At 39.6% G+C, this 13,060-nt stretch carries 12 protein-coding genes and 1 tRNA gene; 10 read left to right on the top strand and 3 right to left on the bottom strand.

All coding sequences use genetic code 11. The annotated features are described in order from the left end of the window. Window positions 1–267: 267 nt before the first annotated feature. A complete protein-coding gene (locus AC0MXB_RS11260) occupies window positions 268–660 on the top strand; it encodes a hypothetical protein (RefSeq protein ID WP_474039783.1) in 393 nt (130 codons plus the stop codon). Between the two features lie 176 nt (window positions 661–836). On the opposite strand, the gene AC0MXB_RS11255 is transcribed toward AC0MXB_RS11260, so the two are convergent. Continuing rightward, window positions 837–1,427: a DNRLRE domain-containing protein gene (locus AC0MXB_RS11255; RefSeq protein ID WP_474039782.1), complete on the bottom strand. Its 591-nt coding sequence runs from the start codon at window positions 1,425–1,427 to the stop codon at window positions 837–839. 111 nt (window positions 1,428–1,538) lie between these two features. Next, a complete protein-coding gene (locus AC0MXB_RS11250) occupies window positions 1,539–1,817 on the bottom strand; it encodes a hypothetical protein (RefSeq protein WP_474039781.1) in 279 nt (92 codons plus the stop codon). Window positions 1,818–1,997: 180 nt separating this feature from the next. On the opposite strand from AC0MXB_RS11250, the gene AC0MXB_RS11245 reads away from it, so the two are divergent. The 9 genes from AC0MXB_RS11245 (at window position 1,998) to AC0MXB_RS11205 (ending at window position 10,966) form a co-directional block, all read left to right on the top strand. Further along, window positions 1,998–2,843: a hypothetical protein gene (locus AC0MXB_RS11245; RefSeq protein ID WP_474039780.1), complete on the top strand. Its 846-nt coding sequence runs from the start codon at window positions 1,998–2,000 to the stop codon at window positions 2,841–2,843. Between the two features lie 210 nt (window positions 2,844–3,053). Continuing rightward, window positions 3,054–3,443 (top strand): PadR family transcriptional regulator, encoded by a 390-nt coding sequence (locus AC0MXB_RS11240; RefSeq protein WP_474039779.1) that lies wholly within the window; start codon window positions 3,054–3,056, stop codon window positions 3,441–3,443. Next, window positions 3,436–4,455: an HlyD family secretion protein gene (locus AC0MXB_RS11235; protein WP_474039778.1), complete on the top strand. Its 1,020-nt coding sequence runs from the start codon at window positions 3,436–3,438 to the stop codon at window positions 4,453–4,455. Before AC0MXB_RS11240 ends, AC0MXB_RS11235 begins: the two co-directional genes overlap by 8 nt. A gap of 9 nt (window positions 4,456–4,464) precedes the next feature. Beyond that, the gene (locus AC0MXB_RS11230; RefSeq protein WP_474039777.1) at window positions 4,465–6,051 is read left to right on the top strand and encodes a DHA2 family efflux MFS transporter permease subunit; all 1,587 of its coding nucleotides are present in this window, start codon (window positions 4,465–4,467) and stop codon (window positions 6,049–6,051) included. Between the two features lie 111 nt (window positions 6,052–6,162). Then, a complete protein-coding gene (locus AC0MXB_RS11225; RefSeq protein ID WP_474039776.1) occupies window positions 6,163–6,906 on the top strand; it encodes a C1 family peptidase in 744 nt (247 codons plus the stop codon). A 30-nt stretch (window positions 6,907–6,936) separates the two neighbouring features. Further along, window positions 6,937–7,446 (top strand): hypothetical protein, encoded by a 510-nt coding sequence (locus tag AC0MXB_RS11220; protein WP_474039775.1) that lies wholly within the window; start codon window positions 6,937–6,939, stop codon window positions 7,444–7,446. Window positions 7,447–7,551: 105 nt separating this feature from the next. Beyond that, window positions 7,552–7,627: transfer RNA gene (locus tag AC0MXB_RS11215), tRNA-Met, on the top strand. A 171-nt stretch (window positions 7,628–7,798) separates the two neighbouring features. Next, window positions 7,799–9,676, top strand: coding sequence for an ATP-binding protein (locus AC0MXB_RS11210; RefSeq protein ID WP_474039774.1), 1,878 nt, complete (start codon window positions 7,799–7,801; stop codon window positions 9,674–9,676). A gap of 69 nt (window positions 9,677–9,745) precedes the next feature. Then, window positions 9,746–10,966 carry an Nramp family divalent metal transporter gene (locus tag AC0MXB_RS11205; protein ID WP_474040063.1) on the top strand — a complete coding sequence of 407 codons (1,221 nt, stop codon included), beginning with the start codon at window positions 9,746–9,748 and terminating at the stop codon, window positions 10,964–10,966. A gap of 375 nt (window positions 10,967–11,341) precedes the next feature. On the opposite strand, the gene AC0MXB_RS11200 is transcribed toward AC0MXB_RS11205, so the two are convergent. Further along, on the bottom strand, window positions 11,342–13,057 hold the full coding sequence (locus AC0MXB_RS11200) for a methyl-accepting chemotaxis protein (RefSeq protein ID WP_474039773.1): 1,716 nt from the start codon (window positions 13,055–13,057) through the stop codon (window positions 11,342–11,344). Window positions 13,058–13,060 lie beyond the last annotated feature (3 nt).

The raw sequence follows: 13,060 nt of genomic DNA, 5'->3' as shown, positions 1-13,060 counted from the left end.
GTTTTTGTTATATGCTGGGAATGTGGGGCTGATGCTTAGTTCTAGCTTGCTCTGAATACAGAAACTAGCTGCTTTATCTATTGTTATTTGATAATTGCGGTGCTATCATGAGAGACAAAATACCCTTTATAGGGATGGGATGCAATTCGAAATGCATTTCGATAGAGAATTTATATCGTGAAATTTTATCGAGTTCTGTATATGGGAAGACGAAAGAATTCAAGAACAATAGATACAGGATAAATTTGTTAGTTGGAGGGGCTACTATTGGATATTAAAGACATATTGGAGGATTTAGGAACGAAGCGTGAAGGCGGTGAAGATAGTCATAGCTTTAATTCCGAAGAGGTAGAAAAGGGTCTTGCCGAATTAAACAAACAGCTTTTGGGTCTTGTTTCTTCTGGAAACGCTGAAAAAGCTCGCGAATTGGTTGAAGCTATCGCCTTGATAAATAGAAATCTGGGACGCTTGGAAAGCGGTTTCTCGCAGGAAATGCTTATCATGATAAGGCCAGAAAAAATTGAGGAGCCCGAAGAATTCCTAAAAGGCTTGAGGAAATTGGCGAACAGGCATTTAGGCCAGTTTGCTATTGGCAGCAATATTGCTATTGACGGAAAGCCTTTTTTGAAACCGGAAGGAGATCCTGCAAAATTGAATTAGTCATTTCATGAGAACTTATTTTTAACGGTTATTTACTCTTTTATTGTAAATCTATGGTACATTCACACTAACTTAAAACTAGTAATGGCAGGGTTTCCGAGGTTTCGAAACCTTGCCATTTTTATGTATTGGTAAATGAAGTGCAATTATCTACGGAGCGAGTGTTTTCACTGCTGTTATGAACTGGATGGAATAGGAGTCGCTTTGTATGTTATAGTTGATGGCCACAAACTATGTTTACAGGTTATTCTGATAAAGGGGATAAGCATTCGATCAGGATTGAATGCGGAGCCAAAAGTAGTATGAGTTAATAGATTGATTACTGGTGATTTAGAGTATTTCTCCTTTTGAATTACGATACCGCGGTTGACTAAAGTCCCATGTATCCATTGATTTACTAGTGGGGTAATATTTATCTCAATGGCTACAGCGGGCGTAAAGGGGTAGAATTCCTGCTGTAGCTTTGGATTGAAATTTATTGTACTATTATTTTCATAGGTCGAACAACTGCTAAATAATTTTAGCAGCGGATGTATGATAAACTTCGGAAATGGTGAGGAAAAGAAGTCTGATGTTTTGAATAGCACTAATTCGGCTGATTGCAAAAGTATATCACAGGGAATGGAACTAAGATCAAAATACAAATAACTGTAGTAGATATACGTCCTGTCTGTTCCTACGATAAGCTCTGTACTATTTATGTTACTTCGTGGCATTTTATTAGATAAAGTGAGACTTCTATTGGCTGAAATAGTTATTACTGCCATACGACCACTCCTTCAGAATATTCCTTACAACCAATCTGAGTAAGAGGAAGTGGAGATGAATTACATAAATTTATGTAGAGAACCGGAGTAACCAGTTCTCTTAAAAACTTGCTATGAAGAGAATGCAATACATACATGCATTTTTGTTGGATCATAGGTTGCTTCATTAACTAGAGATAAGGGAGTTAAGTCTTTTGATGCTCCTGCAGCTAATGCAGAGACCTGTTCTGAATAATAATACGTTTTTGTTCCCTCATAAATTTGAGTAACATAAAACGTTAGGGCGTTTCCGCCAGAGGCGTTACCGTTAGTTACTGTAACTTGAACGCCTAAGCCTTCATTGTTAGAATCGGCAAGTGAAAAGGGAATGCTGGTAATGCCAACTGCCATAATATAGTTCCTCCTTTTAGTAGGATATAATTCTCCTACATTCCATAATATGTATCGTAAAGTAGAAGGTGATTACAACTCGTCGTGACAAGGTTCGATTTTTACAATGTAACCTAGGCGAGAATATTTAGCTGGTCTTTTTTTGTTTTTCGTATAAAATAGTAGTGATGGGGTGATAAAATGGATGATAAAAAATTGTCGCTTATTTTAGAGAAACTATTGCAACTAGGTGCAGAGCTTAATGAATCGTCAGTAGAGTTTTCTAATGGACTTAAGGATAAGCGTGATTCTGATGATATTATGGCTGCTGTATTTTTAAAGAGACAAAATGAATATTTTAGCTCTGTGTTAGCATTGACACTTAATCAGGGTCACTATTTTCATTCTGTAGCTATAATCGTAAGTAGAATGATTGAGACTATGGCGCATTTATACTATTCAGATCTTGATAAAGAGTACTCTAAAAAGTGGATTGCTTATCAATATATTGATAAGCTTCGCTTATGTGAACAGAAAATATTAAACGGATTTCTCGTGACACAAGAAGAAGAGAATTTGATTATGGACAAACTAAAAGAACATTGCGTGAGATTTGTTAAGCATGAATATGGTAAACTTGTTAGACGCAAATTAGAAGAAAGAGCCTTGCCAAAAGGAAAATGGTTTCATTCGTCGTGGGGAGGCACGATCAGTTATATCATTGATAAAGTGAGTGATGATATTGATGCGCAAAAACACGATGTTTTAAACGAACATACTACAAGCGAATCGCTTAGATATATTTATCATAAATGGAATTTTAAATCACAGATGCTGGCCAGTGAATCTGATGATGCTGAGTATGAATTGAAGTGGGAAATAGAGCGTGCAAGTCAGAAAATCGAATTATTGATTGTTGCTATAGATCTTATGATTCAGACAGTCGATATTGCTAATCGACGATTTCAAGGGAACGAATTAAATACGTTACAGAGCATTGTGAATGATTTTGGCTGTGTTAAAAAGATATACCAAGAGTTGAATTGATCTTATTGAATTATTATTAATGTATTACCGTATGAAAGTAAAGACCTTTGAGGGCGACCTCAAAGGTCTTTACTATTTTGGGAAAAAGTAGATACAACGTTAAAAGCTCCCTGGTTTGCCAAAAAGAACAGAATTGACCGCAATTAGAAAAGGTATTAAGATTAATAATGTTAAAGTTAATTGATTATGTAAACATAAAGAGGTGTAAATATGTCACTTGCTACAAATGAGCGAAAAATGTGGATTAAGCTTGTAACAGGCTTTCTTATTATAACGATTTTAAAAGAAAAATCAGCCTATGGTAATCAAATTGCCGAGGAAATTAGTCGGCTTACGGAAGATACAATTAAGCCCAATCCCAATTTTATTTATCCGTTGCTGCGCCAAATGGAGGAAGATGGCTATGTACACGGAAGCTGGGAGAATCCTAAAACACGGGGAAAGAGGATTTATACTTTAACTGTCTCGGGACTAGCTTATTTTGAACGTGTAAAAGAAGTCGTGAAATTTAAATTTTTAGAACTGGAACAGTGTCAAACCGTAATGCGCCGTCTTTTATTTGGCGAAGCAATTAAAGAAAAGAGTGAGAACTATGATTAAAATAAAGAACTTTAGTAAGCGCCAGATCACGATAGCAGCTAGTGCGGTTGTAGGAGTTCTGACTGCAGCGGGCTTTTGGTGGTGGACTATTTCTAGCAGTATAATTTCGACAGATGATGCTAGAGTTAAAAATAACATAGTCAATGTAAGCACTAAGATTCCTGGACAAATTGATAAATTGCTGGTAAAAGAAGGCGAGTATGTAGAAGTTGGTCAAATTCTTGCTGAGATAGACAGCAGCTCTTTGAAAATTCAGGTGGAACAGGCTCAGGCTAATTTGAATTCGACTCAGGCAAAATTGGCTTCGCTTCAAGTGGGAAGCCGTCCACAGCAAGTTACTCAGTCCGAGGCTTCTGTTGAACAAGCAGCGGCAAATTTAGCGAATGCGCAAAAAAATTATGAACGAGTTGAAAGACTGTTCGAACAAGGCGCTATCGCGGAACAGCAGCGTGACGCGAGTCAAACTGCCCTAAAAGTAGCAGAATCTCAATATAATGGCGCTACAGCAGGATTGAGTCTCATGAACGAGGGGGCGACAGAGCAAGATCGCCAAGCTGCCAAGGCTCAAGTGGATCAAGCGTTCGCTGCATTAAAAAATGCTCAACTACAGTTGGAGTATTCCGTAATCAAAGCGCCTGTTGCTGGTGTTGTTGCTAAAGTGCCTATCGATATGGGAGAGATGGTGGCAGTAGGTCAGACTTTATACAGTGTTACCAATCCGGCTGGCGCTTGGATTGAGGCAAATATAGAGGAAACAGAAGTTGGACAAGTTAAACTAGGGCAGCAAGTCGATTTTATTGTTGATGCCTATCCAGGAAAAACTTTAAAAGGAGAAGTCATGGATATTGGCGCAGCTACAGGATCACAATTTGCATTGCTGCCTGCTGATAATAGTTCAGGCAATTTCACGAAAGTGACGCAACGCCTTGCTGTGAAAATCAAAGTGATTGACGCAGAAAACTTAATTTTAAAGCCTGGCATGTCTTCTACTGTTAAAATTCATACAAGGTAGGTGGAAGAAATGCTAGAGTCTATAACTCAAAAACCCCATAAGTATCTGGTTCTATTTACTGTTTCACTGGGAACCGTGCTAAGTGGTTATGTAACAAGCTCTTTAGATATTGCTTTATCCAATATTATGAATACCTTTGGTTTTACTATGGATACGGTTACCTGGGTATTACTTTCTTACATGATTCCTTATGGTGCTACTTTGCCAATCATGGGGAAGTTTGGTGACCAATTTGGGCGTAAAAAAATGTATGTTAGTGGACTCGTTGTGTTTACTTTGGCAACCATGATGGTTGGTTTAGCTTGGAGTAGCAGTTCTGTCATTGGATTTCGAGTATTGCAGGGGCTTGGGGCAGCGATGTTTTTCCCTAACGCTATGACCTTGGTGTCTGATGCCTTTCCACCGAATGAACGCGGCCAAGCTATGGGGATGTGGGGGGCGTTTGCTGCTTCCGGCGCTGTACTTGGACCGACTGTTGGTGGTTATATTGTCGAGTATATGAATTGGCGCATGCTCTTTAATAGCATTGTACCAATTTCCGCCCTGGGAATTATCTTGGCCGTGACAGTACTGCAGGAGTCGGAACTTGGCAATGTTTCCGAAAAAATCGACTATGTTGGCGGTATCGCGCTGGTAACAAGTTTAAGCACTTTGATTATTGCTTTAAATCGTGGGGCTAAAGAAGGCTGGACTTCCCTTTATATTCTTAGTTTATTTACAATTATGCTTTTCAGTATGGCGGCTTTTTTATATGTAGAAAGTCATAGCCAAGCTCCATTAGTAGATTTGCATTTATTTGAAAACACCACCTTTGCAGCAGCCAATATTGTTGGTTTTCTAACCTTCATGGCTTTAAATGGCGGTTTGTTTTTAATTCCCTTTTTTCTAAGAAATATTTTACACTATACGCCGATTCATGCCGGTCTTGCTTTATTTCCCTTAATTGGTTCAATGATACTATTAGCTCCGATGGGAGGAAAACTGGCTGACCGAGTGGGCGGCAAACTTCCAACTTTAGCTGGAATGACGCTACTATCTATTTCACTCTATTCTTTTCACACGATGACAAGCGATACAGGGTATTTATTTATTGCTGTGCGATTGGTTTTGATGGGGGCCGGGCTCGCATTGACTATGTCTCCTTTATCTAACGCAGCTATGGCCACTTTGCCCAAAGAGAAAACGGGTGTAGGCTCAGGCGTTTTTAATCTATTTAAAAACGTTGGCGGCAGTGTGGGAATTGCTGTTTTAGGGACTATTCTAGATCAGAGACAGGTATTTCATCGTGAGATACTTTCTAACCATATTGATAGTTTTTCCTTACTAGCGCAACAAGTTATATCGACATTGCAGGCCGGTTTTGTACTGAATGGTATGCCGGTAAGCCAGGCTTATACAGCAGCGCTTGCTGTTCTACAGTCAATGGTCGAACAGCAAGCGGCGGTCATGGCCTATGGTGATACTTTTCAGATTGCCGCATTACTAGCAAGTGGCGGCATTATTGCGTCATTGCTAATTGGTAAGTCTGCGAAACCCGTTTTAAAAGAAGCCGCTTTGGGCGATTCGGAGTCTGTATCATCAGTTTCAAGTTCGTAAATTTATAAAGCTATCTGCTTTTTTGGCAGATAGCTTTTTTATAAACTGACGGGAAAATGGCACCTATAAAGCTATTTGAGAATAAAGTATAAGCAGAGGAGGCGTATTCTATTGCGTAAGTATTTATTACAGAAAGATTCAACGGACCTAAGAGATTATATTTTTTGCACAACTTGTTTTAAAGAAGTAAAAGCTTTGCCAGTCAAAATAGACCTTCGCGAGAAATGTAGTCCCATTGTTGATCAAGGGCAGTTAGGTTCTTGCACTGCCAATGCGATTGCCAGTGGCTTACGTGAATATATGCTGAAAACGGCAAATGCCTGGGTTGCCCTGTCACGCTTATTTTTGTACTGGGAAGAACGATATTTAGAGGGAACTGTGAATGAAGATAGTGGAGCGCAAATTCGTGATGGCATGAAAGTATTACAAAAAATTGGCGTGTGTCCTGAAGCGGTTTGGCCATATAATATTCAAACATTTGCACAATCCCCGACAGAGCAAGAGCTTGCCGCTGCTGCTCTTTATAAAATAACGGAATATCATCGGATTACTTCCTTAATTCAGATTAAAGCGTCTGTTGCAGAAGAGCTTCCCGTAGTTATTGGGATGGAAGTGTATTCATCTTTTGAAGGGAAAGACGTAGCTGCTACCGGGATTGTTCCTTTACCTAAAACAGACGTGGAAGAACTGCTTGGTGGCCATGCTGTACTTGTTGTTGGCTATGATGATTCTAACGAGCAATTCATTGTGAGAAATTCTTGGGGAGTAAAATGGGGTGACCAAGGGTATTTTTACCTTCCCTATGACTATTATCGGAAAGGCTATATCAATGACTGTTGGACTAGTAGAGGATAGCTATCAGCGGTTGAGAGGAGAATAGCCACAATGAGTAAGGAGAAGATTAAAATTGTCTTTATTCATGGTGAGGGTTTCGTGTCGGAGACGATTCGGAATATACAGAAGCTTAAAGCTACTGTAAAGGATGGATTCATTCCATCTCACTGCGGTATTATTGTTGATGAGTGTTATGGCGAAGCGCTTATTGATGGTTTTCAGACAAAGGATAAATATTGTTTTGATCCAGAAATTGTGCGTGTCTATGAACTTGAAATTCCTGATATGGAGTCTTGTCGAGCAAAATTCAATGAAATTACGGGCCGAGGCTATGGTTGGCTCGCTGTTTGGAATGGTTTAATTTATACAGTAGCTGGGATCATTACAGAAGGCGATGGCGAAAAAACGGGCGATTGCTCAGAAGATGATACTAGAATTATTCGCGCTGGGGGAATTGACATACTACCGGGGATTCCTGCTGATGATATAACTCCGCTTATCTTAATGGAGGCTGTGCAGAAAATTGGCAGTTTAGTTTTATCGGAGGTTTGCAAAAAATAAATTTTACGCTCAGGCTTATGCACCGAATAATATATTTTCCAAGTAAAGATTTAAGTAGAAAATTTGACAAAGCGTTCGATAAGGTGTAAGATAAGGAAACAACGACGCGGGGTGGAGCAGCTGGCAGCTCGTCGGGCTCATAACCCGAAGGTCACAGGTTCAAGTCCTGTCCCCGCAACCATTTAAACTATAAAACAAGCCCCTGTGTTTAACAGGGGCTTGTTTTATAGTTTCTAGCAGGAAAGTTGCCTTAACTCTTGAATTTTTATGTATATAGTATTTTTAGTCGCTGTATTTTCGTATATTCAAGGAAGATTGCGATGCTCGTGGTTGTGGAGCGGAGGGCGAATTTATGAAGAATAATAAAACTTGTATGTTGCTCCTAGAAAGTATGCAGCGAGATTTGTGCGATTTTAAAGAGCGGTGTCGTGCTGATGTTCATTTAACAAATAAGATGACTTCTGTTATGGAATTTTTATCACAATTGAGCGATGTGAAACAACAGGAAGGGCAGCAACAAAAAATAAGTAATGGCTCTTCGGCTGAGTGTGACAATGTTTTAGGACTTTTAGAAATTTCTGAAACGAATGAGGTTGCTGCACAAATTCTTGATAAAGCGGTACAATTATTTCAAGCATCTCATGGATTTTTCTTTTTTTGGGAAAAACGTCGAGAATTTATTTTGAAACAAGGTTTTGGGTTCTTTCGACAGTTCACAGGACGAGCAGTTCGAGTTAATGAAGGATTTATCGGTGAAATCTGGCATACGGGACAGCCCTTTTTTGTAGAGGATTATTCTGTATGGGAGAAGCGGATTTTTACAGTCGATTTTAAGACGATCATTGGTGTTCCTTTGCTTATAGACGGAAAGATACAAGGGGTTTTAGGACTGGCTTTTGATGAAGTTCGTATTGAAATGGCTAATTATGGCTTATTATGGCTAGCTCGTTTTGCCGAAGTAGCTAGTATTGCCTTTGCTAATACATTGGTATGCTCTAAGGATCTTGATATGGCTGGGGATATTGCAGCATGGGCTGTTGTACAGGAAGAAATACGACAGGTTGCAGCAGCGTTGGAACAAAGCTCGGGTGTTACGATTATTACTGACTTAGATAGTTGTGTTACTTATGCCAGTTCTCATTTTAAGCAATTGACAAAAGCGGTAAATGGTGAAACCTATTGCGAAGAATTGTATCAGGCTATAATAGAGACTGTTTCACAGGGCGAAAAATGGCATGGAGAAGTTTATAATTGGAAAAAAGATGGTCAACGCCATTGGGCCTTGATTTCCATTTCACCTATCAGTACTGAGCAAGGCCATCGGGCCTATGCTTTGGAAGTAGAGCAGGATATTACTGAACAACATGTATTTGAAGAAATATTACAAACGGAGCCCTTTGAATTTACCAACATTTTGGGGAAATTTAAAACACAACAGCATGAATTTCTAAATCTGAAACATATCAAGAAACATTCGCGATTGTATTGGATTTTAGATGATTTTTCTATGCTGCAACAATATTTGGAGCGTATTGTTGCTATAATTCATATTTTTCAGGCGTTGCATGAATTTTCTTTACGAGAAAAAATGATATTACTGCAAACAAAAGCGGACGCAATTACAGAACTAATCAAGAAGCAGAAGCTTGATTATGGCTTGGTTGATTTAGATATGACTTTGGCGGAAACGGATCAACGTTTAAATCATGTGGTAAATATTGTACGAGCTTTGAAGCTTTTTGCTAGAGCCGAACAAGAAGAAACTTTGGCGGAGTATCAAATAAATGAAGGGGTAAAGGCGGCGTTAAGTGTCGTTGCGCATGAGATTCAAGCTGTGGCTGATCTTGTTGTTGAATTGGGAAACGTCCCTTCCTTGTATGTCAGAGAACGTCAGATTAATCAGGCAATTTTTCATCTTTTAACGAATGCTGCGCAGGCTATTGCTTGTCAAAAGTCTGAAAAAAAGGGGTCTATTCGTATTCGAACTTATGAAGAATCGGGGTGGGTTTGCTGTTCCATTCATGATTCGGGGATCGGTATTGATGAGACTGTTTTAAAGGAAATTTTTAATCCATTTTATACAACCAAGTTAACAAAAACAGAAATTGGTCTGGGGCTTAGTATTTCGCGTGATATTATTGTCAATAAACATCAGGGAAGATTACTTGTTACGAGCGAACCGGGGAGTGGCAGCAGCTTTATAATTCAATTGCCTTATACGCTAGAATAGTTAAAAGACAAGATGTTGGGAGGAAAAGCTGTGAAGCGATTGATCTGTTATTTTCGAGATACTCATATTATGAGCCAGAAATCACGAGAGTTTTTGCGCTATATCGGACCGGGAATATTGGTAACGGTAGGATTTATTGACCCTGGCAATTGGGCTGCCAATATGGCGGCAGGTGCTGATTACGGTTATGCATTATTATGGATGGTTACGATATCAACAATTATGCTGATTTTTTTGCAGCATAATGTGGCTCATTTGGGGATTGTTACAGGACTTTGTCTATCGGAAGCCGCCACGATATATTTAAAGCCTTGGATATCACGATCCTTGCTGATTTCCGCTGTTGGCGCCTCTATTGCTACAAGTCTAGCTGAAATTTTAGGTGGCGCCATTGCGATACATATTTTATTTCATCTGCCCATAAAGGTTGCCGCTGTACTTTCAGCTCTTTTGTGTGGCTGGCTGCTTTGGTCTAATTCTTATAAAAAACTAGAAACACTTATTATTGGCTTTGTTTCAATTATTGGCTTTTCTTTTTTGTTTGAAGTAAGCTTGGTAAATCTTGATTGGCCGCAGGCCGCTGTGGGCTGGGTAACACCAGCTGTTCCCGAAGGGGCTATGACTGTAGTTATGAGCGTTTTAGGTGCCGTTGTTATGCCTCATAATTTGTTTTTGCATTCGGAAATTATTCAGAGCCGCCAATGGAACTTGGCAGATCGAGCTGTAATTAAAAGACAGCTTCGTTATGAATTTATTGATACGCTAGCCTCAATGGGCATTGGTTGGGCAATTAATAGTGCCATGATTTTGATTGCTGCAGCTGTTTTTTTCACAAATCACGTGGAAGTCACTGAATTAGAGCAAGCTCAGGAAATGTTGAAGCCTCTTTTGGGGAATCATGCGGCCATGATTTTTGCTGTAGCTCTCTTGTTTTCAGGCATTGCCTCTACGACTACAGCTGGGATGGCTGGCGGAAGTATTTTTGCCGGGATTTTTAAAGAACCCTACGATATAAAAGATCGTCATTCCTGGCTAGGTGTTTTGTTGACCTACGGCTTTTCTGTACTCATCATTCTTTTTATTGACGATCCCTTTCAGGGATTGATTTACTCGCAAGTTGCGCTTAGTATACAGCTTCCTTGGACGATTTTTATGCAGATTTATCTGACCTCTTCGTCGAAAGTAATGGGGGAGTATGCCAATACGAAGTTGCAGAAAATTTTATTATGGTCGATCGGCATTATTGTTTCGGTTCTAAATATTCTTTTGCTTATTGATATGCTGTTTTAATGAATATCCATTGACACTTTTTGTGTTTTATGATATATTTTGCATCATAAGTGTTAAGCAATGAAGCTTGCTGGAGGATTTTTTCAGTAAGCTTTTTATTTTTATTGCATAAATTGCAGGAAAAATAAATAAGATATAGAATATTCTAAAAATAAACCCTTATTGGAAAGGTGGCGGTACCTATGATTTTTACAATTATTGCTGCGCTCTTGTTTGCGACTTTATTAGGATGGTTTTTTGTTCGTCCGCATACCTATGTTACGTTATGTCGCTTATTCGAAGAAAAAGAACATTAAACAATTTTATCATGAATAAAAGCTGCCCTAGCGTTTTTCGCATAGGACAGCTTTTTTTGCGTTGTGACCAGAGTGCAATTTAAAGTTGGAAGCGGAGTAGTGATCCTTGTAGATCGGAAGCTAGTTTGGCTAAGGCTTGACTAGCAGCTGCAATTTCTTCCATCGAAGCAGATTGTTCCTCTGTTGCAGCAGAGACTGTTTCTGTTTCGCTGGAAGCGTTACGACTTACGCGATCAATCTCTTGAACGGAATTAAGGACTTCTTGGCTGGAAGTGGCGATTTCCTTAATTGCAGCAGAAATTTCCCGAGCTTGCTCAGAGACAAGCTGTACTTTTGTACTGATTTCTTGGAAGGATTGGCCCGACGCAGCTACGGTTGTGGCACCTACTTTTACTTCGCGAGTGCCTGTATTCATGGCAGTGACTGCTTTATCTGTATCAATTTGAATTTCTTCAATAAGTGAGGCAATTTGTTTGGCAGCATCTTGGGATTGTTCCGCTAGTTTTCGTACTTCCTCGGCGACGACAGCGAAGCCTCGTCCTTGCTCGCCAGCTCTGGCGGCTTCAATTGCTGCGTTTAAAGCCAGTAAATTCGTCTGACCGGCAATTCCTGAAATGGTGTCGACAATTTGGCCAATCTCTTTAGAACGTTCGCCCAGTTTTTCAACTACTTGGGCGGAGGAAAGAACAGTTGTTTCAATCGATTGCATTTGGTGAACGGCTTTTTCTACCGCCTGATTACCAGCAGAGGCTGTTTCCGTTGTTTCTGATGACTGATTGGCAGCTTCATTCGCCTTTTGAGAGACTTGCTGTAGTGAACTGCTAATTTGATTGACTACAGTGGCTGTTCGATTCGTAGAGACTAACTGAGCTTGAGCGCCGCTAGCTACTGCAGTAATAGATTCGGCTACCTGCGTAGAAGCTAAGGCAGATTGTTCGGCGCTCGCTGTCAATTCTTCTGAGGCGCTAGCAAGTTGCTCAGAAGAACTTTTTACTTGATGCATAAGGGTACGTAAGCTATTTTTCATCGCAACAAGTTCATTGGCTACTGTCCCAATTTCGTCTTGTTGCAATACGGTACGCGGTTTATCGCGAAAATCACCGGATGCCAACTCTTGACAAAATAAGACCATTTTATTTAAAGGTATTGTAATTAAACGTGAGAAATATAAGCCGCTACCGACAAGTAGTAGAAGGGAAAAGAGAATCATCGCTATTGTGATCAGTGATGCAGTAGCTACCGCTTTTTGCGTATTATTATTCGTTGTTTCAGCTAGTTTGTTGTAGTACAATGCAAGTTCGCGCATGTTGTCGACTACTTCTACGGCTATTTTATCAACATCGCGGGCGTAAATCTCATAAGCTTCCTTATTTTTATTTTCTAGAGATAGTTTATAACTTGTTTGACTTATAGCGTGGTATTTTTCCAGTGATTGTTTAACTTTATTGATTAGTTCAGCTGTAGTAGCATCACTGGGAAGTTTTTCTACTAGTGCTACATTATTGCTTAATTTTTCCTTGCGATCAGAAATAATATTTTTTAATTCATCATTTTTTTTCGGATCTGTTGTGAGCATAAGTTCTAATAAAGCGGAATTCATGCGAACTACGTTGGCGCGGCTTTCATTTAAAACCTGTACCGGAATCAGTCGGTCTTTGTATAAATCTTCCATGTCGTGGGCCGACTTTTGTAAGTAAAGATAGCCAGTTGTTCCGACGAGGATCAGACTGAGTACGGCAATACCAATCAGACATCCTAACTTAAAGGGCACTTTTAAGTTTCTAAAAAAGGCCATTTT

The organism is Pelorhabdus sp. sgz311001, from assembly GCF_055901755.1.
This window is presented reverse-complemented; position numbering and strand designations above follow the sequence as displayed.